General features: G+C 62.7%; 14 protein-coding genes. 5 read left to right on the top strand and 9 right to left on the bottom strand.

Annotated features, from left to right (window positions below):
* Nucleotides 1–12 precede the first annotated feature (12 nt).
* The 7 genes from P3R38_RS02390 to putP all read right to left on the bottom strand — a co-directional run bounded on the left by P3R38_RS02390 (nucleotide 13) and on the right by putP (nucleotide 8,881).
* A complete protein-coding gene (locus tag P3R38_RS02390; protein WP_023378417.1) occupies nucleotides 13–969 on the bottom strand; it encodes a glycosyltransferase in 957 nt (318 codons plus the stop codon).
* Nucleotides 970–1,015: 46 nt separating this feature from the next.
* A complete protein-coding gene (locus tag P3R38_RS02385; protein WP_023378416.1) occupies nucleotides 1,016–2,419 on the bottom strand; it encodes a PIG-L family deacetylase in 1,404 nt (467 codons plus the stop codon).
* Nucleotides 2,416–3,312, bottom strand: coding sequence for an antimicrobial resistance protein Mig-14 (locus P3R38_RS02380; RefSeq protein ID WP_023378415.1), 897 nt, complete (start codon nucleotides 3,310–3,312; stop codon nucleotides 2,416–2,418). The genes P3R38_RS02385 and P3R38_RS02380 overlap by 4 nt, the downstream gene beginning before the upstream one ends.
* Nucleotides 3,312–4,442 carry a glycosyltransferase gene (locus P3R38_RS02375; RefSeq protein ID WP_277686795.1) on the bottom strand — a complete coding sequence of 377 codons (1,131 nt, stop codon included), beginning with the start codon at nucleotides 4,440–4,442 and terminating at the stop codon, nucleotides 3,312–3,314. The genes P3R38_RS02380 and P3R38_RS02375 overlap by 1 nt, the downstream gene beginning before the upstream one ends.
* Nucleotides 4,426–6,183 (bottom strand): carbamoyltransferase, encoded by a 1,758-nt coding sequence (locus tag P3R38_RS02370; protein WP_277686794.1) that lies wholly within the window; start codon nucleotides 6,181–6,183, stop codon nucleotides 4,426–4,428. The genes P3R38_RS02375 and P3R38_RS02370 overlap by 17 nt, the downstream gene beginning before the upstream one ends.
* Before the next feature lie 229 nt (nucleotides 6,184–6,412).
* Nucleotides 6,413–7,249, bottom strand: a complete 837-nt coding sequence (gene rlmJ, locus P3R38_RS02365) for a 23S rRNA (adenine(2030)-N(6))-methyltransferase RlmJ (RefSeq protein WP_023378412.1) — start codon at nucleotides 7,247–7,249, stop codon at nucleotides 6,413–6,415.
* A 153-nt stretch (nucleotides 7,250–7,402) separates the two neighbouring features.
* Nucleotides 7,403–8,881 (bottom strand): sodium/proline symporter PutP, encoded by a 1,479-nt coding sequence (putP, locus tag P3R38_RS02360; RefSeq protein ID WP_023378411.1) that lies wholly within the window; start codon nucleotides 8,879–8,881, stop codon nucleotides 7,403–7,405.
* 355 nt (nucleotides 8,882–9,236) lie between these two features.
* Between putP and putA the strand changes: the two genes are divergently transcribed.
* A complete protein-coding gene (putA, locus tag P3R38_RS02355) occupies nucleotides 9,237–13,190 on the top strand; it encodes a trifunctional transcriptional regulator/proline dehydrogenase/L-glutamate gamma-semialdehyde dehydrogenase (protein WP_277686793.1) in 3,954 nt (1,317 codons plus the stop codon).
* 502 nt (nucleotides 13,191–13,692) lie between these two features.
* Entirely contained in the window at nucleotides 13,693–15,495 is a 1,803-nt protein-coding gene (locus tag P3R38_RS02350; protein WP_023378409.1) for an acyl-CoA dehydrogenase, read from the top strand.
* A gap of 48 nt (nucleotides 15,496–15,543) precedes the next feature.
* Here P3R38_RS02350 and P3R38_RS02345 read toward each other — a convergent pair whose 3' ends face one another.
* Nucleotides 15,544–15,993 (bottom strand): hypothetical protein, encoded by a 450-nt coding sequence (locus tag P3R38_RS02345; RefSeq protein ID WP_277686792.1) that lies wholly within the window; start codon nucleotides 15,991–15,993, stop codon nucleotides 15,544–15,546.
* Complete coding sequence (locus tag P3R38_RS02340) at nucleotides 15,994–16,707, bottom strand: hypothetical protein (protein ID WP_277686791.1); 714 nt, start codon at nucleotides 16,705–16,707, stop codon at nucleotides 15,994–15,996. It abuts the gene before it with no gap.
* A gap of 274 nt (nucleotides 16,708–16,981) precedes the next feature.
* On the opposite strand from P3R38_RS02340, the gene P3R38_RS02335 reads away from it, so the two are divergent.
* The 3 genes from P3R38_RS02335 to mdtD all read left to right on the top strand — a co-directional run bounded on the left by P3R38_RS02335 (nucleotide 16,982) and on the right by mdtD (nucleotide 21,282).
* Entirely contained in the window at nucleotides 16,982–18,424 is a 1,443-nt protein-coding gene (locus P3R38_RS02335) for a TldD/PmbA family protein (RefSeq protein ID WP_277686790.1), read from the top strand.
* A complete protein-coding gene (locus P3R38_RS02330) occupies nucleotides 18,424–19,743 on the top strand; it encodes a TldD/PmbA family protein (protein ID WP_023378402.1) in 1,320 nt (439 codons plus the stop codon). The genes P3R38_RS02335 and P3R38_RS02330 overlap by 1 nt, the downstream gene beginning before the upstream one ends.
* A gap of 111 nt (nucleotides 19,744–19,854) precedes the next feature.
* Nucleotides 19,855–21,282, top strand: coding sequence for a multidrug transporter subunit MdtD (gene mdtD / locus P3R38_RS02325; RefSeq protein ID WP_023378401.1), 1,428 nt, complete (start codon nucleotides 19,855–19,857; stop codon nucleotides 21,280–21,282).
* Nucleotides 21,283–21,330: the final 48 nt, after the last annotated feature.

The following is a 21,330-nucleotide window of genomic DNA, read 5'->3' as shown; positions in this document are numbered from 1 at the left end:
AACGCCTGCTGGTCAGATGCCGAGCTTGAGACGAAGCCGCTGCAAGAACGTCAGCGGGGGATGAGGCCTCAGTGCAGGGCGCATGTGTTCGACGATGCTACGACCTACTTCCGCGAAGCTGAAACGGGATACGGACAAACGTCGTCCATTTTCTGCAATCCGCTGAGCCAGCGAAGGGTCTGCACGCAGTATACGAAGTTTTTCCTGCAGCATTGGAATGCTGTCGTAAAGGACTACGTTGTGCATGTCCTCAAGTCCCAGGGCGCGGTTCTCCGCCTCGCCCTGATCATAGGCCAGCAGCACGCAGCCGCAGGCCATGGCCTCGAAATTCTTGATCATGTACTCGCCCATGCCGACATCGGCGCTGACGAAGAAGCGGATGCGATTGAGCGTGTTGCAGTAGTCCTCACCCGACTTGGTGCGGGTCACCACCAGGTTTTCGACCCGTCCCAGTTCGTCCAGCAGGGCCTTGCGGCCACTGTAGGCCACGCTTTTGGTGCTGCCGACGAACGCGAGTTCGATATCGCGCTCGCGCCCCTGGTCGGCCAGCAGTTGCTCATCATAGCCCTTGGGCACGAACACCGCGTCGAAACCCTCCTGGCGCAGGCGTTCGCTGACCATGTAGCCCGAACTGATCACCCGCGCCCACGGCAGCTTGCGGTAGTGCGCGCTGAACTTGCCGGTGTACTTGCAGGGGATGTAGTTCTGGTAGGCATCGTGTTCGAGGATGACCAGGTTCGGTACGCTGCGGATGAATGCCACCTGGCGGATCTCCTGCTTGAAACGCAGGAAGAACAGAATCCGGTCGTAGCGCTCGACATCCACTTCACGCTTGAAGTAACGGCGCAGGTTGCGTTGGTCCTCGCTGCTCAGCCAGCGCAGGTCGCACTCGCAGTTGGCCGCGACGCCATCGTACAGGCGGTCGAGAATCGCCCGTTGTTCCTTCTGCACCAGAAATAGGACTTTCATTGCATTCCTTGGGCGCTCGGCGCCAACTCGGTCAACCGGAGGCGTGTTACAGCTCACGCCGCCAGAACAGTTCATGCCGGCGCACGGCCTTACGGAAGAATTCGTTCTCCCCGTAGGGCGATGGACGGCGCCCGGCCAGCCAGCGCTGCAGCAGCCGACGCACACGTCGCTTGAACGGCGCGGGCGGTTGCAGGTCGTGCATCATGCCCAGGGCCATCGCCTTGTCGCGCTGAGTTGCCACGTCCAGCACCAGGCTGCAAGGCGCCCAGGCTTGGTCGGCGCTCAGCTGCGGCGGCAAGGCTACGCCATCGCCACTGTCCCCCATCGGCCAGCGGTCGTTGTCGTGCAGATGGTTGGCGTAGCACAGCAGGGTCTGCGGTTGCCACGCCAGGCCCTGCAAGGCCTCCAGCACAGCAGCCTGGGCACAGATATGGTCTGGATGAGGGTCGAGTTGCGGATGCGGCATCACCAGCACCTCGGGCCTGGCCAGCTCCAACAGGGCACGCAGGTCGGCCAGCAGGTTGTTCCAGGTCGGCCGGCCATCGCTGTCGGCCGGCAACGGGAACGGGTTGAACTGGCGAAACGGGCGAATATCGACCATCTCGGCTTCACGGGAAACAGCTGGCTGATCGGGCGCGGCCTGCATGGCGGGCAATTGCAGGCAGAAATAACCCAGCTGGACGCAGCGAGACTCCGGAACGCCGGCCCAACGCGGTACGGCAATGCTGTCCCAGGCGCGCAGGCGACCCTTCAACCGCGCCGCCTCGGCACCGCTCATTCCCATCCGCTGGTAATGCTCGGCTTCGATCTCGCCTGCAGTCAGCGTCACCACCCAGGTTTCGTCAGCCTGGCTGTAGAGTCCATAGGCCGCCAGCTCGGCGTCATCGGCGTGGGGAGCGATGACCATCACCCGGCGACGCTGCAGCTCGACGCTGGGGGTTATCCACAGCCGTGGCTCGCCCTGCAGCCGGCAGCAACGTCCGCGCAACCGCAATTTCCCTGCCTGTAGCGGGGCAGCAAGGCCGGTAAGGTTGAGAAAACGCACGCCATCGACGCCACGCTCGAATGCCTGGCTGTCCTGCCCTCCGTCGCTGAACAGTTCGACACGCGGGTCGAGGAAGCGCCCGAGCCAGCGGCTCTTGACGCGCACTTGCAGCACCAAGGTTTCATCGCCATTCAGTGCGGCGTCGGTGCGCAGCGTGCCACCTTGCAGGCTGGCCTTTGCCTCGCGGGTCTGGTCACCGAAGCGATAGACGTAGTCTTCCCCCGGGGTATAGAACAGGTGGTCGGCGAACCAAGCCTCATGGGCCGCCCACAGGACAGGCAACAGCAGCAGCGCCAGCCACCACCAGGTCAGCCAGCCCAAGGCCAGCAAGAGCCCGAGGCTGGCCAGCAGGCCAAGGCGTTTGTTGCGCCGGTGACGCTTGAGCAACTGCTGCTTGCGGCTCATACCTGGAACACCGGCACGGGGTTGCACCAGCGGTCCTTGTACTCGCGGTCGGCGCGCCCGAACGAGAAACGCAGTGGCTTGTTGCGCGCCTGTGCGTCGTCCCAGGCCGCCTGGGTATTGAGGAAGCTCAACACACTACCGGGGCTGAAGGCCTTGGTTTCGGGATCGACGCCGCCGTTGATGTACTCGACGCTGACCCACTCCGGCGCCTCGACCCGATACACCAACTGGATCGCAATAGCATTGCCATCCAGCATCAGCACCGAGCCGATCAGCAGCTCGCGAAGACGCTCCAGCACCTCGGCCATGTGCGCCGCACCGGTGGCCGGGAAGCCCCAGCGCCGCTGGAACAGGTCGCAGTACATGGCGGCGATGTCGCTGGCGCTGAAGTCGCCGATCGGGCGTACCACACCGCCCGCCTCTTCCAACAGGCGCAGCTCGCGGCGCTGGTTGTAGCGAAATTTCTTCGACAGGTCTTCGTGTGCCCGCGCCATAGCCAGTTGCTCTGGTTGCGCCTTGAGGCCGATGAACCGCCCCTGGTTGAGCTCGGACAAATAACGCCCGGCATGACGCAACGGGGCTCCTGCCTGCGCGGCGGCAGGCAGGATGATCTCGGCATTGCCCAGGTCGAAAAGGCCTTTCTTGCCGGCACGTTTGAGCACGTCCTTGGACAGCGCCAGGTGTCGCCCCCAGGTGGGAATCGCGGCCTTGAGCTCGCCGCCCTGCTGCCAGCCCAGGTAACGCACGGGAATTCGCGCCAATTGGGCCAACTGCTCGACCACCAGCGGATGCGTCGCGACGCTTCCCCCGTACCGCCCCCAGACTTCGGCATAGGTTGCAGCGTCGATGGCCTGCCAGCCACGCTCGCGAAACGCTTGAATATGATTGAGCATCACGCCTGCGCCACCATCGCACGCACCTGCGGCAACTGCCAGAAGGCCTCACGCACGGCCGCGTCGGAGAAACGCTCGTGCAGGCGCTCAAGCATGTGTCCGGCGCAGGCCTGGCGTTGCTGCGCATCCAGCTGCGCCATGTGCTGCAGGCCCTGCGCCAGCTGCGCAGCATCGCCCAGCGTGAACAGCACGCCCACGCCCTCGACCACTTCGCGGGCACCGCCGCAGGCCGTGGCCAGCACCGGCACCCCGGCAACCATGGCTTCGAGCAGGACCATGCCGAAAGGCTCGTGGTCAGAGCTCAGGGCAAAAACATCGAACGCCTTGAAATAACAGCGAGCGTTCGGCACCTGGCCCAGGAAATCCACCTGGCCGGCGATACCCAACTCGCCGGCCAGCGCCTTGAGCTTACCCTCCAGACGCCCTTGCCCCAGTATGGCCAGCCGCGATCCGGCGGGCAGCCCTGGCAGTGCCTGGGCAAAGCCTCGCAGCAAGGTCGCCTGGTCCTTGTCTGGATGCAGCCGGCCAACGTTGCCGACGACCCAGGCCTGCGCATCCAGGCCCAAGGCCTCGCGGGCTTGGGCTCGGGGCACGAGCGAGGCCTGCAAGGCTTGGATGTCGATTCGGTTGTAGAGCGTCTGGATACGCTCAGCCGGCCACTGTGGCAAGCAACGGCGCATGTCGTCACGCACGGCATCGGACACACCGAGCAGGCTCAAGCGCTTGCTGAACAGGTTGGCGAATAGCCGACGACCTTTGCGCTCATAGTCACCGAAGGCATGGTGCACGCCGATCACCGGCAACCCTGTGCCCAGCAACGCAATATAGATCGGCTTGAAGCGGTGGGCGATGCAGAAACTGAATTCGCGCTCGGCGGCAATCCGGCGCAATGCGCGGATAGCCCCGAGCTTCAGGCCACGCACGGCCTTGGAGCTGAACTCCAGGAACAGCACCTCGTCCGACGCACAGCCAGCGGCAACCTGCGGGTCGGCGGCGCCGGTGAGGAACACCGTGGTGACTTTGTAGCCGGTGCCCTGGAACAGGCTGGCGTACTGACGGGCACAGTCGAGGAACGGCCCGTCATAGCCATGGCAGAACTGCAGGACGCGCAGGTCAGAGCGGCTGGTCATACGGGGCCGCACCGTCCTTGACGACCAGGATGTCTTCCATGATCAGGTACTGCAGGTCCGAGCCGAAGAACATGTTCAAGGCATCGGTCGGCGAGCAGATCATGGGTTCGCCACGACGGTTCAACGAGGTGTTCAGCGACACACCGTTGCCAGTCAGGTCTTCCAGGGCCTTCATCATGTCGTAGTAACGCGGGTTGTACTCGCGCTTGAGCACCTGGGCACGGGAGGTGCCGTCCTCGTGGACCACTTCCGGCACACGGGTCTTCCACTCTTCGGCCACTTCGAAGGTGAAGGTCATGAACGGCGCAGGGTGATCGACCTTGATCATCTGCGGTGCCACGGTGTCGAGCATCGACGGGCAGAAAGGTCTCCAGCGTTCGCGGAACTTGATCTGCTCGTTGATGCGGTCGGCCACGCCCGGCACGCTTGGGCAGCCGATGATGGAACGGCCGCCCAGGGCACGCGGACCGAACTCCATCCGGCCCTGGAACCAGGCCACCGGGTTGCCGTCGACCATGATCTTGGCGATGCGCTGCGGCATGTCGTCGATCTTGCGCCACTTCGGCGCGCTCGAGTGACGGGCACAGGCGGCGATCACGTCCTCGTTGGAGTAGGACGGGCCGAGGTAGACGTGTTCCATCTTCTCGACCGGCACGCCCCGGGCATGGGAAACATAGGCTGCGGCACCCACGGCGGTACCGGCGTCGCCGGAAGCCGGCTGGACGAACAGCTCCTTGACGTCGGGGCGAGCGATGATTTTCTGGTTGAGCTTGACGTTCAGCGCGCAGCCGCCGGCGAAAGCGAGCTTGCCGGTCTGCTTGAGGGTGTCGCCCAGGTAGTAGTCGATCATCTGCAGGGCGATTTTCTCGAACAGCGCCTGCATGCTGGCCGCGTAGTGAATGTACGGCTCGTCGGCGATATCGCCTTCACGCTTCGGCCCCAGCCACTCGATGAGCTTCGGCGAGAAGTAGAAGCCTTTGCCCTTCTCTTTATAGCGGCGCAGGCCGATGACGTTGGCGTACTCGGTGTTGATCACCAGTTCGCCATTCTCGAAGCTGGCCAGGCGGGAGAAGTCGTACTTGCTGGCATCGCCGTACGGCGCCATGCCCATGACCTTGAACTCGCCGTCGAGCATTTCGAAACCGAGGAACTCGGTGATCGCGCCATACAGGCCGCCCAGCGAGTCCGGATCGAAGAACTCCTTGATCTTGTGGATCTTGCCGTTTTCGCCGTAGCCAAAGAAGGTGGTGGCGTACTCGCCCTTGCCGTCAATGCCGAGGATCGCGGTTTTTTCCTTGAAGCCCGAGCAGTGGTAGGCACTGGAAGCGTGCGCCAGGTGGTGTTCGACGGGTTCGATCTTGACCTTTTTCGGGTCGAAGCCGAGTTGTTCCAGGCACCAGACGATCTTCTTGCGGTAGCGCTTGTAGCGACGGTTGCCCATCAGGATGGCGTCGAGCGCGCGGTCCGGGGCGTACCAATAGCGCTTGGCATAGTGCCAGCGGGCCTTGCCGAACAGGCTGATCGGGGCGAACGGAATGGCCACCACGTCCACATCGGACGGTTTGATGCCAGCCTGCTCCAGGCAGAACTTCGCCGACTCGTAGGGCATGCGGTTCTTCGCATGCTTGTCACGCACGAAGCGCTCTTCTTCGGCGGCGGCAATCAGTTTGCCGTCGATGTACAGGGCCGCGGAAGGGTCATGGCTAAGGGCGCCGGACAGGCCAAGAATCGTCAATGCCAAGGGACTAGCCTCTTCATTCGGTAGAGATGCGCCAGCGGCCTCATAGGCGGGTGGCGGCTAAAAGGCGGGATTATAACGCAAACAGCATGGCCTGCACGGTCGTTGTAGGGGCGGCCTTGTGTCGCGAAAGGGCCGCCGACGCGCGCCGAGCTCACTGCGGGATTGGCGGGGGTGTCGTGCAAGCCTTTCGCGACACAAGGCCGCCCCCACAGTGAAACATGCCGATCGGTTATTCAGCGATCAGCCAGTCCATACGATAGCTGCCCGCGGTTTGGGCCAGCTCCTTGGCCAGCCATGGCAGCAGCTCCTTGAGCTCTTCCTCCAGGCCCCATGGCGGGTTGGCGATGGCCAGGCCGGAGCCGTTGAGCCCCTGCGGGCTGTCCTGGTGATGCACGTACAGCTCGACCCGCAGCAGCTTCGGCGCGCCGGTGCTGGTCAGGTCCTGATAGAAGCGGGTCAGCGAGCGCTGGTCCTTGATCGGGTACCAGATGGCCGCGACGGTCTGGCGCATGCGGCCGATGGCCTCTTTCATCGCCACGGTACAACGCTTGAGCTCGTCAGCCTGCTCGAATGGCGGATCGATCAGCATGATCGCGCGCTTTTCCTGTACCGGCAGCAATGCCCGCGGCACATGCCAACCCTCACCCAAGTGCACGACCACACGCGGGTCTTTCTTCATGTTTTCCTTGAGCAGCGGACCGTCTTCAGGGTGCTTCTCGTTGAGCAGCGCACGGTCCTGCTGGCGCATCAGGCGCCGGGCCAGCTCAGGCGAACCGGGGTAGTAACGCAGCTCGCCATCGGCATTCAGGCGTTTGATGATGCGCAGGTAATCGGCGGTCGCTGCCGGCAGGTCATCGCGATTCCACAGCCGGGCGACGCCTTCGAGATACTCGCCGGTGCGGGTAGCCTGGTCGCCTTGCAGGTCATACAGCCCAAGGCCGGCGTGGGTGTCGATATAGGCGAACGGCTGTTCCTTGCGCGACATCAGGGCGATGAGGCGAGTCAGCACGATGTGCTTGAGGACGTCGGCGTGGTTGCCGGCGTGGAAGGCGTGACGATAGTTCATGGCAACTCCTGCGGGGGCGGCAAGTTTACCTTGCCTTGCGGGCGGAGTCAGGCCCGGCAGCCGATCGGTGGCCAGCCTTCGCCGGCAGGCCGACTCCTGCAGGGGACGCAGGAGCCGGCTTGGCGGCGCAGGACTACACCGAGTCAGCAGGCATTACTTGCCAGCGTGATACGCGGCATCAGCCTTCTCGAAGCAAGTGACCATGCTCTTCGACGGGCTGCCCAGCTTGCTCACCAACAGGATGGCGAGGGTGGCGAACAGGAAGCCTGGAATGATTTCGTACAGACCCAGACCTACATAGTTCTTCCACAGGATCACAGTGAGTGCACCGACCACGATGCCAGCCAGCGCGCCGTTACGGGTCATGCCTTTCCACAGCACCGAGATCAGAACGACCGGACCGAACGCGGCGCCGAAGCCTGCCCAGGCGTATGCCACCAGGCCCAGCACGCGGTTTTCCGGATTGGACGCCATGGCGATGGCGATCAGGGCAACGGCCAGCACCATCAGGCGACCGACCCAGACCAGTTCCTTCTGGGACGCATTCTTGCGCAGGAACGATTTGTAGAAGTCTTCGGTCAGCGCACTGGAGCACACCAGCAGCTGGCAGCTCAGGGTGCTCATCACCGCCGCCAAAATGGCCGACAGCAGCACACCGGCGATCCAAGGGTTGAACAGGATCTTGGCCAGCTCGATGAATACGCGTTCGTGGTTTTCGGTGACCGGGCCTGCCAGCTCAGGGTGAGCCGAGAAGTAGGCGATGCCGAAGAAGCCGACGGCGCAGGTACCGGCCAGGCACAGGATCATCCAGGTCATCGAAATGCGACGGGCGTTGGCGATGGACTTGACCGAATCGGCTGCCATGAAGCGTGCCAGGATGTGCGGCTGGCCGAAGTAGCCCAGGCCCCAACCCATCAGCGAGATGACACCGATGAAGGTCGCACCGCGGAACATGTCGAAGTTCGCCGGGTTCTGCGCCTCGATGGCCAGGAAGGTGGTATCGAAGCCGCCAGTGGAGATCAGCACGATGATCGGGGTGAGGATCAGCGCGAAGATCATCAGCGAAGCCTGCACGGTGTCGGTCCAGCTCACTGCCAGGAAGCCGCCGACGAAGGTGTAGGCGATGGTCGCGGCAGCACCGGCCCACAGTGCAGTCTCGTAGGACATGCCGAAGGTGCTTTCGAACAGACGGGCGCCCGCAACGATGCCGGAGGCGCAATAGATGGTGAAGAACACCAGGATCACGATGGCCGAGATGACTCGCAGCAGACCGCTGTTGTCCTCGAACCGGCTCGAGAAATAGTCCGGCAGGGTCAGCGCATCGCCGTTGTACTCGGTCTGCACACGCAGACGACCGGCGACGAACAGCCAGTTGAGGTAGGCACCGATGGTCAGGCCAATGGCGATCCAGGCTTCGGAAAGACCTGCGAAGTAGATGGCGCCCGGCAGGCCCATCAGCAGCCAGCCGCTCATGTCGGAAGCGCCGGCGGAAAGCGCGGTAACCACGCTGCCCAGGCTACGACCGCCAAGGATGTAGTCGGAAAGGTTCTTGGTGGAGCGATAGGCGGCGAAGCCGATCAGCACCATTGCCGCGATGTAGATCACGAAGGTGATCGTTAGTGGATTGCCCATGCGTGTGCCCTGGCGTTTGTTTTTATCTCATGCGCAACCGTAGCGAGACGGTTGCACCCAGGCGGCGAATCCTATGCAACAACGCAAAGTGGGTGCAACCATTTTTCACTTGCAAGTTGCACCTGCCCGAGCGTTTTCAGAGAAAGCCGATTTCTTGCTCCCTTTTGGAGCAAAAACCCCGTTTTTCAGAAGAAAATGCACCAGGAACGCCTCATTTTCGGATGCCAAGCACCCGACCGGACGAGTTGCACCTTTTCCCGAAAAAATTCGGGTTGCACCTGGTTGCACCCGGAAACACCTACGGATACTCTTGGCACAGCTTAGGCCACAGCCGTGGCAATAACGAGGATAAGAAATGGCGACGACCACCCTTGGGGTCAAACTCGACGACCCGACCCGTGAGCGACTCAAAGCAGCTGCGCAGTCCATCGACCGCACGCCGCATTGGTTGATCAAGCAAGCGATCTTCAACTATCTGGAGAAGCTAGAGGGTGGCGCCACCCTGACCGAACTCAACGGTCATGCCAGCAACCTGGCGGACGAAGCTGGCGAAGTCCAGCCCGACCACGTCCACCAGTGCTTCCTCGAGTTCGCCGAGAGCATCCTGCCGCAATCGGTACTGCGCTCGGCCATCACTGCCGCCTATCGCCGTCCGGAGCAGGAAGTCATTCCGATGCTGCTGGAGCAGGCTCGCCTGAGCGCAGCGCAAGCCGAAGCCACCAACAAGATGGCCGCCGGCATCGCTGAAAAATTGCGTAACCAGAAGAGCGCTGGAGGCCGTGCCGGTATCGTCCAGGGCCTGCTGCAGGAGTTTTCGCTGTCGTCCCAGGAGGGCGTAGCCCTGATGTGCCTGGCCGAAGCCCTGCTGCGCATCCCTGACAAAGGCACTCGCGACGCCCTGATCCGCGACAAGATCAGTACTGGCAACTGGCAGCCGCACCTGGGCAACAGCCCGTCGCTGTTCGTCAATGCCGCCACCTGGGGCCTGCTGCTGACCGGCAAGCTGGTCAGCACCCACAACGAATCCGGCCTGACCTCCTCGCTCACCCGCATCATCGGCAAGAGCGGCGAACCGATGATCCGCAAGGGCGTCGACATGGCCATGCGCCTGATGGGTGAGCAATTCGTCACCGGTGAAACCATCGCCGAAGCCCTGGCCAACGCCAGCCGTTTCGAGTCCAAAGGTTTCCGCTATTCCTACGACATGCTCGGCGAAGCCGCACTGACCGAACACGATGCGCAGAAATACCTGGCGTCCTACGAACAAGCCATTCACTCGATCGGCAAGGCCTCCCATGGCCGCGGCATCTATGAAGGCCCGGGCATCTCCATCAAGCTGTCGGCCCTGCACCCACGCTACAGCCGCGCCCAGTACGAGCGCGTGATGGAAGAGCTGTACCCGCGCCTGCTGTCACTGACCCTGCTGGCCAAGCAGTACGACATCGGCCTGAACATCGACGCCGAAGAAGCCGACCGCCTCGAACTGTCCCTCGACCTGCTCGAGCGCCTGTGCTTCGAGCCGTCGCTGGCAGGCTGGAACGGTATCGGTTTCGTTATCCAGGCCTATCAGAAGCGCTGCCCGTACGTGATCGACTACGTCATCGACCTGGCCAAGCGCAGCCGTCACCGCCTGATGATCCGACTGGTGAAAGGCGCCTACTGGGACAGCGAGATCAAGCGCGCCCAAGTGGAAGGCCTGGAAGGCTACCCGGTCTATACCCGCAAGGTGTACACCGACGTTTCCTACATCGCCTGTGCCCGCAAGCTGCTGTCGGTGCCAGAAGCCATCTACCCGCAGTTCGCCACCCACAACGCCCACACCCTGTCGGCCATCTACCACATCGCCGGCCAGAACTACTATCCGGGCCAGTATGAGTTCCAGTGCCTGCACGGCATGGGCGAGCCGCTGTACGAGCAGGTTGTCGGCAAGATCTCCGAAGGCAAGCTCAACCGCCCGTGCCGCGTCTATGCACCGGTCGGTACGCACGAAACGCTGCTGGCCTACCTGGTACGTCGTCTGCTGGAAAACGGCGCCAACACCTCGTTCGTCAACCGCATTGCCGACCACTCGATCTCGATCCAGGAACTGGTCGCCGACCCAGTCGCCAGCATCGAGCGCATGGCCACTCAGGAAGGCAGCATCGGCCTGCCACACCCGCGCATCCCGCTGCCGCGTGATCTGTATGGCACCGAGCGAGCCAACTCCGCCGGTATCGACATGGCCAACGAACATCGCCTGGCGTCGCTGTCCTGCGCCATGCTGGCCACCGCTCACAACGACTGGAAAGCCGCCCCGCTGCTGGCCTGCGCCGCCAGCGAAAGCACTGCCGCGCCGGTACTGAACCCAGCCGACCATCGTGACGTGGTCGGTCACGTTCAGGAAGCCACGGTTGCCGACGTAGACAACGCCATCCAGTGCGCGCTCAATGCCGGGCCGATCTGGCAGGCCACTCCACCGGCCGAACGCGCGGCGATCCTCGAACGCACCGCCGACCTGATGGAAGCCGAGATCCAGCCGCTGATGGGCCTGCTCATCCGCGAAGCCGGCAAGACCTTCGCCAACGCCATCGCCGAAGTGCGCGAGGCGGTGGACTTCCTGCGCTACTACGCAGTACAGGCACGCAACGACTTCAGCAACGACGCCCACCGCCCACTGGGCCCGGTGGTGTGCATCAGCCCGTGGAACTTCCCGCTGGCGATCTTCACCGGCCAGGTGGCCGCAGCGCTGGCTGCCGGTAACCCGGTGCTGGCCAAGCCGGCCGAGCAAACCCCGCTGATCGCAGCCCAGGCCGTGCGTCTGCTGCTGGAAGCCGGCATTCCGGAAGGCGTGCTGCAACTGCTGCCAGGCCGCGGTGAAACCGTCGGCGCCGGCCTGGTCGGTGACGAGCGCGTCAAGGGTGTCATGTTCACCGGCTCCACCGAAGTTGCTCGCCTGCTGCAACGCAACGTCGCCGGTCGCCTGGACAACCAGGGCCGCCCAATTCCGCTGATCGCCGAAACCGGTGGCCAGAACGCAATGATCGTCGACTCTTCGGCCCTGACCGAACAGGTGGTGATCGACGTGGTGTCCTCGGCCTTCGACAGTGCTGGCCAGCGTTGCTCGGCCCTGCGGGTCCTGTGCCTGCAGGAAGACTCCGCCGACCGCGTGATCGAGATGCTCAAGGGCGCCATGGCCGAAAGCCGCCTGGGCAACCCGGACCGCTTGGCCGTGGACATCGGCCCGGTGATCGACGCCGAGGCCAAGGCTGGCATCGAGAAGCACATCCAGGGTATGCGCGAGAAAGGTCGCTCGGTCTACCAGGTCGCCATCGCCAACGCCGAGGAATGCAAGCGCGGCACCTTCGTCATGCCGACCCTGATCGAACTGGAGAGCTTCGACGAGCTCAAGCGCGAGATCTTTGGTCCTGTGCTGCACGTCGTGCGCTACAACCGCCGCAACCTCGACCAGCTGATCGAGCAGATCAATGCTTCCGGCTATGGCCTGACCCTCGGCGTGCATACCCGTATCGACGAGACCATCGCCAAGGTGGTCGAGACCGCTAACGCTGGCAACATGTACGTCAACCGCAACATCGTCGGCGCGGTGGTGGGTGTACAGCCATTCGGTGGCGAAGGCCTGTCCGGCACCGGCCCGAAAGCGGGCGGCCCGCTGTACCTGTATCGCCTGCTGTCGACCCGTCCGGGCGATGCCATTGCCCGTCACTTCCAGCATCAGGATGGCGAAGGCAAGCCGGACCGCACCTTGCACGAACAGATGACCAAGCCGCTGCACAGCCTCAAGGCCTGGGCAGACAGCAACCAGCTGAGCGATCTGGCCGCCCTCTGCGAGCAGTTCGCCGCGCAGTCGCAAAGCGGTATCTCCCGCGTCCTGCCAGGACCGACTGGCGAGCGCAACAGCTATACCATCCTGCCACGCGAGCACGTGCTGTGCCTGGCGGACAACGAAGCGGACCTGCTGGCTCAGTTGGCTGCAGTGCTGGCGGTCGGCAGCTCGGCGGTGTTCCAGGATGGCGAACCGGCCAAGAGCCTGCGCGCCCGCCTGCCGAAAGAGCTGCAGGCCAAGGTCAAGCTGGTGGCTGACTGGAACAAGGACGAAGTGGCCTTCGATGCAGTCCTCCATCATGGCGACTCGGACCAGCTGCGCGGCATTTGCCAACAGGTGGCCAAGCGTACCGGTGCGATCGTCGGCGTTCACGGGCTGTCCAGCGGCGACCATCAGATTGCGCTGGAGCGATTGGTGATCGAGCGCGCGGTAAGTGTGAACACCGCAGCGGCGGGCGGTAACGCCAGCTTGATGACCATTGGCTGATTGGGCTGATGCGAAAAGGAAGGAGAGCTTAGGCTCTCCTTTTTTTTTGGCTGGCGTTCAGGTAATGCATATGGCGATGCTTCAGGGGGGTTCGACGTAGGCGTTGCAGTGGCCGTGAGATCGAGCGCCGCCCGCGCGGCGCATCGCGAGCAAGGCTCGCTCCTACGTTTGTTTCGGGCCAATTATTCCTGTGATATTGGCGCGCGACCGCTTTGGTGAACGGCGCGATATCGAGTCGTCCAAACAAGACGGTCGCGCGCGTCTGCCACTGGCGTTACTGGCCCGAAACAGCCGTAGGAGCGAGCCTTGCTCGCGATGCGCCGCGCGGGCGGCGCTCGATCTCAAGACCCCAGCCAAACCAACGACAAGCACCTGCCCGCCATCACGCCTTCCATCCAGCTGCCGCTCCGCCTTCTTCTCCCATATCACCAACACCAATAACCCTGTCCCTACCAAAACAGCAGCCCTAGACTCGCCCCAAGCCCGTCCAAGGACCGCCACCATGCCCGAGACCCTGCTCAGCCCACGCAACCTTGCCTTCGAACTCTACGAAGTCCTCGACGCCGAGGCCCTGACCCAGCGCCCGCGCTTCGCCGAGCACAGCCGCGAGACTTTCGACGCGGCGCTCACCACCGCCCGTACCATCGCCGAAAAGTTCTTCGCCCCACACAACCGCAAAGGCGACGAGCACGAGCCGCGCTACGTGGATGGCCGCGCGGAATTGATCCCGGACGTGAAACCGGCCGTCGATGCGTTTCTGGAAGCCGGCTTCCTCAACGCCAACCGTGACTTCGAAGTGGGCGGCATGCAGCTGCCAAGCCTGCTCTCGCAGGCCTGCTTCGCCCATTTCCAGGCCGCCAACGCTGGCACCACGGCCTACCCGTTCCTGACCATGGGTGCGGCCAACCTGATCGAAAGCTTCGGCACCGAGGAACAGAAACGCCTGTTCCTCCAGCCGATGATCGAGGGCCGCTACTTCGGCACCATGGCCCTGACCGAACCCCACGCGGGCTCGTCGCTGGCCGACATCCGCACCCGCGCCGAACCTGCTGGCGACGGCAGCTACCGCATCAAGGGCAACAAGATTTTCATTTCCGGCGGCGATCACGAACTGTCGGAAAACATCGTGCACATGGTCCTGGCCAAACTGCCGGATGCGCCCCCCGGAGTGAAGGGCATCTCGCTGTTCATCGTGCCCAAGTACCGGGTCAACGAAGATGGCAGCCGCGGCGCGCGCAACGATGTACTGCTGGCCGGGCTGTTCCACAAGATGGGCTGGCGCGGCACCACGTCCACTGCACTGAACTTCGGTGACAACGGCGCGTGCGTCGGCTACCTGATCGGCCAGCCACACCAAGGCCTGGCGTGCATGTTCCAGATGATGAATGAAGCTCGCATCGGCGTGGGCATGGGTGCGGTGATGTTGGGTTATGCAGGCTACCTGTACTCACTGGAATACGCCCGCCAGCGGCCACAAGGACGACTGCCGGACAACAAAGATCCTCAGAGCCCGGCAGTGCCGATCATCGCTCACACTGATGTCAGGCGCATGCTGCTGGCACAGAAAGCTTATGTCGAGGGTGCCTTCGACCTCGGCCTGTATGCCGCGCGGCTGTTCGATGACACTCAAACCGCCAGCGACGACGCAGCACGCCGCCAGGCCCACGAACTGCTCGACCTGCTGACGCCCATCGTCAAGTCATGGCCTTCGCAGTTCTGCCTCAAGGCCAACGAACTGGCCATCCAGATTCTCGGCGGCCACGGCTACACCCGCGAATACCCGGTCGAGCAGTACTACCGCGACAACCGCCTGAATCCGATCCACGAAGGCACCCACGGCATCCAGTCACTCGATTTGCTGGGCCGCAAGCTCGCGCAAAACGGTGGCTCCGGGCTCAAGCAGCTGGTCCGTCTGATCGCCGCCACTGCCGAGCGCGCCAGCCACCACCCGAGCCTCGACGCGCTGCGCCAACCTCTCGAGCAGCTGGTCAATCGGCTGCAAGCCGTGACCCTTGCCTTGCTCGGCGATTTGGCCCAGGGCAAGGTCGCAGGAGCCTTGGCCAACTCGGCGCTGTACCTCAAGGCCTTCGGCCACTGCGTCATTGGCTGGCGCTGGCTGGAGCAGGCAATTCATGCCGAGCTGGGCTTGATCAAGGGCACCGAAGCGGACCGCGACTTCTACCTCGGCAAGCTGCAAGCCGCTCGTTATTTCCTGACCTGGGAACTGCCGCCCTGCCATAATGACCTGGCATTGCTCGAGGTACGCGACGACACCTGCCTCGCCATGCAAGACGGGTGGTTCTAAAGGGGGAGCCACCGAGAACACGGTGGCTCATACCAACTCGACTCCCCGTTATGTGATGCTTCCTGTGGTGGGTGCAGATTCTTTGAAAAACCACAGGCTCCAGACCTTTGCGAGCTCGCTAGCAACCACAAGTGCAATCCCTACAACTGAGCCCTGCGAAAAATGAGGAGCCATATAATAAAACAGCACCGATGCAGAAGGTACGAACAGCAATAACCTAAATGGCAACTGCAGCCAAACCAAGCGTTCACCCCACCGACTCCTGCGCAAGAGCAAGATACCACTTGCAGCAATGGACAACTGCAAACACCACCCCAGCGTTATGAATACAGCGGCATAGCTGCCGTGATCATCAATGATCCTCAACGCACTCAGCGCGTCTGAGAAAAAGGGGAGCCGATCTTGCAGCACACTCTTCGCCACATAGTTCAACATATACAGTGCATCCAAGGCGCCCCATCCCCACCACACGTACTTCCTCGCTACCCTCTCATCCATTTAATGCTTCCGTTCGAAAATAACATTGGGCGTCACCGGCACCCAATACCATGACTGGCCTTTCACCGCCCAATTGTCATCCGACTCCACATACTTCTGAACCGTTTTTTTCAGAGTGCCATAACGGTAAACCGCAGAGCCCGACTCGAAGTGCTGCTCGTCATCCGCCAGTCTAGTCCATTCATGTGTGAGTGTACGGCTAGTATTTGCCCAGTCCTTACCATCCGAAAAAATCATACTTCCTTCATTGGCAATCGTGCCGGTTCTATTCGAGGCTATTGCCAATATGTTCCACAACGCATCATTATCGATCACTTTTAACAACCACTTTCCTGGCCCGCTGGTTTCCGTTGGGTTCGATCCTGCTGAAAAAACCTCTGCCCGTGCACTGTCTGTCACTGACTCCAAATAATCTTGGCCATGAGAGCTGTGCAGGGGCCAAAACTCAGCCCTTTTAGGCTTGAATGGACTGATTGGCTCTGAACACGCTAGCAACCAATCACCATCACCGACTCTTTTTAGAATGATATTTTTGGCGTACTCAAATAAGCACTCATGGGGTGAAAATCCGCACTCTTGGATTAGCTCATGCAGCCCCGGCAAATCGTCCGGCCTTAACAAGGATTCGGACACACGATAAACGGCAAAGAAAGGCGTTTCGAAGCGAAATGAACAGTGAACGTCCGCTTTCGAGCGAGGAATGAGAAGTATCATGTGGACACCAACTGATTAAAAATCTATCAAGCTCCCACTCCACAAAAAAGGTTAGCCAGCCAATTCCTGATAGCGCGTAGGGCTTTTCTCTTTTCTCTGCGCTGTAGCGGCGTGAGCCGGCTCAGCAAGCTGCAAGCCGTTCGTTATTTCCTGACCTGGGAACTGCCGCCCTGCCATAATGACCTGGCATTGCTCGAGGCACGCGACGACACCTGCCTCGCCATGCAAGACGGGTGGTTCTAGGGGGAGCCACCGTGCCAACGGAGGTTTCCGCATGTTCGATTCCGGCGCCCTGCTGCGTCAGCGCTTCGCCGCGCTGCGCAGTACGGCCGAGTTGTTTTCCCTGCGTCATGTAAAGCAGTCGCACCAGTCACTTTCCGTACGTCGCAACGTGGCCGAGCCGCCGCTCTTCAGCCAGGACGAAGGTGCCATGCTCAGCGTCCGGCTCAATGGCGTCGAGGCCTACGCGGCCACCGCCGACCTGTCTCAGGTGGGCCTGCAGCGGGCGTTGGAGCAGGCCGAGGCACTGGCCCGGCAAATTGCTGCGCACAGCCTGCTCGATCTGCGCGAACAACCAGTCGCCTGCGCACGCCACGATCACATCTCGCCCAACTACGACCAGTCGCTGCCGAGCCTTGCCGACTGCCTGGATCTGCTCGCCGACGAGTCGGCCAGCGTACCCAAGGACAGCCGCCTGGTGGACTGGCAGGCGAGCCTTGGCCTTAGCCTGGTCGAGCAAACCTTCCTGAACTCTGCCGGTGCCGAGCTGCGCCATGCCCAACGCTTCCTGTTCCCTGGGCTGAGCGTGACCGCCAGCGATGGCCAGGACAGCCAAAGCCGGAGCCTGGGCCGCGAGAACTTTGGCCAGCAAGGGGGCTTCGAAATCATCGAGCGCTGCGGCCTGGTTGGCGCGGCCCGCCGTGTTGCCGATGAAGCGCTGCAATTGCTGCTGGCGCCCAATACCCCCAGCGGGCCACGTGACCTGCTGCTGATGCCTGACCAGATGATGCTGCAGATTCACGAGTCCATCGGCCATCCGCTGGAAATGGACCGAATCCTGGGTGACGAACGCAACTACGCCGGCACCAGCTTCGTCAAGACCACTGATTTCGGTCACCTGCAATACGGCTCGACGCTGCTGAACGTGACCTTCGATCCCACCATCGGCGAAGAACTGGCCAGCTACAGCTTCGATGACGACGGCACCGAAGCCAGCAAGCAATTCCTGATTCGCGACGGCCTGTTGCTGCGCCCGCTGGGCGGCGCCCTGTCGCAGTTCCGCTCCGGCCTCGATGGCGTGGCCAACAGCCGGGCATGCGGCTGGAACCGCGCACCCATCGACCGCATGGCCAACCTCAACATCGAGCCAGGCGACCAGTCGCTCGAACAACTGATCCAGGGCATCGAGCATGGCATCCTGATGCGCACCAATCGCTCATGGTCCATTGACGACGCACGCAACAAGTTCCAGTTCGGCTGCGAATGGGGCCAGTTGATCGAGAACGGCGAGCTCAAGGGCATCGTCAAGAACCCCAATTACCGCGGCATCTCCGCGCAGTTCTGGCGTGACCTCTCGGCGGTCGGCGACCGTAGTACTTTCCAGGTTCTCGGTACGCCCAACTGCGGCAAGGGCGAACCCAACCAAGTGGTACGGGTCGGCCATGCTTCGCCAGCCTGCGTATTCCGCCAGATCGACGTATTCGGGGGAGACGCCTGATGAAACGCACTTTCGAAGCCCTGGTCGGCGCGGTGCGCAGCGCCCTGCAACCGGGCGAGCAGTTCACGCTCGGCTATGGCGCCGAGCAGTCGCAATTCGTGCGTTTCAACCACGCCAGGGTGCGCCAGGCCGGCGAAGTCAGCCAGGCCAGCGCGCAGATGCGGCTGATTCGCGACGGCCGCCAGGCGGAACAGCACGTGACGTTGAGTGGTGACGCCCAGCTTGACCAACAGCGCCTGTTCGACGCTCTCGCACAACTGCGCCAGACCTTGCCACTGTTGGCAGTCGACCCCTACCTGCGCCTGGACGAAAACGCCTGGAACAGCCACAGCCTGCAGGAGCAGTCACTTCCGGAACTGAGCGAAGTACTGGCCCTGCTCGACCGGGAGGCCGGCGACCTGGATCTGGTCGGCATCTACGCCGCCGGGCCGATCTACCGAGGTTTTGCCAGCTCGTTCGGGGCTTTCGGCTGGCACCAGGCCAACAGTTTCAACTTCGACTGGAGCCTGTTCCACGCAAACGGCCAGGCCGTGAAGTCCAACTATGCAGGACAGGTCTGGAGCGCCGATGACTTCACCGCCCGCCTGCGCCAGGCACGCGAGCAGTTGGGCTTCCTCGGTCGCCCAGCGATTAACCTCGAACCTGGCAGCTACCGTGCCTACCTGGCGCCCGCCGCCATGGACGAAATCGCCAGCATGCTGTGCTGGGGAGGCTTTTCGGCCCAGGCCCTGGCTACCGGTAACAGCCCCCTGCAGCGCCTTTACAACGGGGATGCCAGGCTGAGTCCGCTGGTCAGCTTCACGGAGCAAGTCAGCGGTTCACTGAGCCCGGCATTTTCCGATGAGGGCTCGCCGCGCATGGACGTGCCATTGATCCAGCAAGGCGAGGCGTTGCAGCGGCTGATCAGTGCGCGCAGTGCAGCCGAGTTCGAAGGGGTGGCCAATGGGGCCGACAGCCATGAATCGCCATGCGCGCTGAGCATGGCTGCAGGAAACCTGTCCCGCTCGGAGGTTCTCCAACGGCTTGGCACTGGTCTGTACATCAGCAACCTCTGGTACCTGAATTACTCGGACTTGCCGGCAGCACGCATGACCGGGCTGACCCGCTTCGCCACGTTCTGGGTGGAAGACGGCAAGATCCAGGGACCGGTGAGCACCATGCGTTTCGATGACAGCCTGTTCAACCTGCTGGGTAGCCAACTGCAGGATCTGACCCGCGAGCGCGAAATGATCCTGTCGACCAGCACCTATGGACAGCGCAGTACCGGGTCGAGTCATTTACCAGGGGCGCTGGTCAAAAGCCTGACCCTGACATTGTGATAGGCATTAGCGGCCTCTTCGTGGGCAAGCCCGTACCTGAGGGTAGTGCACAGCATCCGGTGCATTACCGGTATGCCCGCGAAGCGGCCGGCACAGACAAAAGAGGACGTCATGCCTGATCGTGCACCGATGGACCCCGTCACCGCCCGCTGGATCCCCTGGGTGGTGGCCATCGCCTTTTTCATGCAGTCCCTGGACGGCACCATCCTCAACACCGCCCTGCCGGCCATGGCCCGCTCGCTGCAGGAGGACCCGTTGCGCATGCAGGGCGTGATCATCTCCTACATGCTGACCGTGGCTTTGCTGATTCCAGCCTCGGGCTGGATCGCCGACCGTTTCGGTACCAAGCACATTTTCTTCAGCGCCATCTTGCTGTTCAGCTTCGGCTCGCTGCTGTGCGCCGCCGCCAACAGCCTGGGTTTCCTGATTTTCGCCCGCGTCGTGCAAGGCCTGGGGGGCGCGCTGATGCTGCCGGTCGGCAGGTTGGTGGTGCTGCGTGCCTATCCGCGCTCAGAGCTGGTGCGGATCATGAGCTTCATCACCATCCCCGGCCTGCTCGGCCCGCTGCTGGGCCCAACCCTGGGCGGCTGGCTGGTAGAAATCCTGAGCTGGCACTGGATCTTCCTGCTCAACCTGCCGGTAGGGGCAATCGGTTGCCTGGCGGTGTGGAAATTCATCCCCGACCTGCGCGGCGCCGAGCGTACCTCCTTCGACACGCCCGGCTTCATCCTGTTTGGCGCAGCGATGGTGCTGATCACCATCGCCATGGAAGGCCTGGGCGAGCTGCATTTGCCGCACCTGCGGGTGATGCTGTTGCTGTTCGCCGGCATGGCCTGCCTGGCCGCCTACTGGCTGCGCGCCGGGCGCGACCCACAGCCGCTGTTTTCGCCCAGCCTATTCCGCGTGCGTACATTCGCCATCGGCATCCTTGGCAACCTGTTCGCACGCCTAGGTAGCGGCGCCCTGCCCTTCCTGGTGCCGTTGCTGCTGCAGGTCGCTCTAGGCTACTCGCCGTCCCAGGCCGGCATGAGCATGATTCCGCTGGCCGCCGCAGCGATGGTGGCCAAGTCGGTCGCCAGACCGATGATCGAGCGCCTGGGCTATCGCATCGTGCTGACCGGCAATACGCTGCTGCTGGGCATGCTCCTGGCCAGCCTGGGCCTGGTCGATGAGCAGACGCCCTATGCCCTGCTGCTGGTGCAACTGGCCTTGCTCGGCGCGGTGAACTCGTTGCAGTTCACCGCCATGAACACGGTGACCCTGATCGACCTGGACGACGCCAGCGCCAGCAGCGGCAACAGCTTGTTGTCGGTGGTCGCGCAATTGTCGCTGAGCCTGGGCGTAGCCTGCGCTGGCGCCCTGCTTGGCGGCTTCACCGCGGCGGGCAGCGCCGAAGGCGTGGAAACGACACTTGGCGCCTTCCAGCTCACGTTCTTGACGGTTGGCATCATGGCCATGCTGGCCGCTGCGATCTTCCTGCAACTGGCCCCGACTGACGGAAGGCGTGCCCGTCGTCAGGAAGCCCACATGGATTCGTAGGGCGAATGGCCACGAGGCTGGTAGACTGTGCGGCATTTTTCGCTTCGC

Source organism: Pseudomonas sp. NyZ480, assembly GCF_029537255.1.
In the GTDB taxonomy this organism is placed as follows: domain Bacteria; phylum Pseudomonadota; class Gammaproteobacteria; order Pseudomonadales; family Pseudomonadaceae; genus Aquipseudomonas; species Aquipseudomonas taiwanensis.
The sequence above is the reverse complement of the archived record's forward strand: the minus strand, read 5'-3'. Positions and strand labels throughout refer to the sequence as shown.

Coding starts and splice junctions, on each gene's coding strand:
- P3R38_RS02390 (WP_023378417.1), bottom strand. CDS start 969: ATGAAAGTCCTATTTCTGGTGCAGAAGGAACAACGGGCGATTCTCGAC.
- P3R38_RS02385 (WP_023378416.1), bottom strand. CDS start 2,419: ATGAGCCGCAAGCAGCAGTTGCTCAAGCGTCACCGGCGCAACAAACGC.
- P3R38_RS02380 (WP_023378415.1), bottom strand. CDS start 3,312: ATGCTCAATCATATTCAAGCGTTTCGCGAGCGTGGCTGGCAGGCCATC.
- P3R38_RS02375 (WP_277686795.1), bottom strand. CDS start 4,442: ATGACCAGCCGCTCTGACCTGCGCGTCCTGCAGTTCTGCCATGGCTAT.
- rlmJ (WP_023378412.1), bottom strand. CDS start 7,249: ATGAACTATCGTCACGCCTTCCACGCCGGCAACCACGCCGACGTCCTC.
- putP (WP_023378411.1), bottom strand. CDS start 8,881: ATGGGCAATCCACTAACGATCACCTTCGTGATCTACATCGCGGCAATG.
- putA (WP_277686793.1), top strand. CDS start 9,237: ATGGCGACGACCACCCTTGGGGTCAAACTCGACGACCCGACCCGTGAG.
- P3R38_RS02350 (WP_023378409.1), top strand. CDS start 13,693: ATGCCCGAGACCCTGCTCAGCCCACGCAACCTTGCCTTCGAACTCTAC.
- P3R38_RS02345 (WP_277686792.1), bottom strand. CDS start 15,993: ATGGATGAGAGGGTAGCGAGGAAGTACGTGTGGTGGGGATGGGGCGCC.
- P3R38_RS02340 (WP_277686791.1), bottom strand. CDS start 16,707: ATGATACTTCTCATTCCTCGCTCGAAAGCGGACGTTCACTGTTCATTT.
- P3R38_RS02335 (WP_277686790.1), top strand. CDS start 16,982: ATGTTCGATTCCGGCGCCCTGCTGCGTCAGCGCTTCGCCGCGCTGCGC.
- P3R38_RS02330 (WP_023378402.1), top strand. CDS start 18,424: ATGAAACGCACTTTCGAAGCCCTGGTCGGCGCGGTGCGCAGCGCCCTG.
- mdtD (WP_023378401.1), top strand. CDS start 19,855: ATGCCTGATCGTGCACCGATGGACCCCGTCACCGCCCGCTGGATCCCC.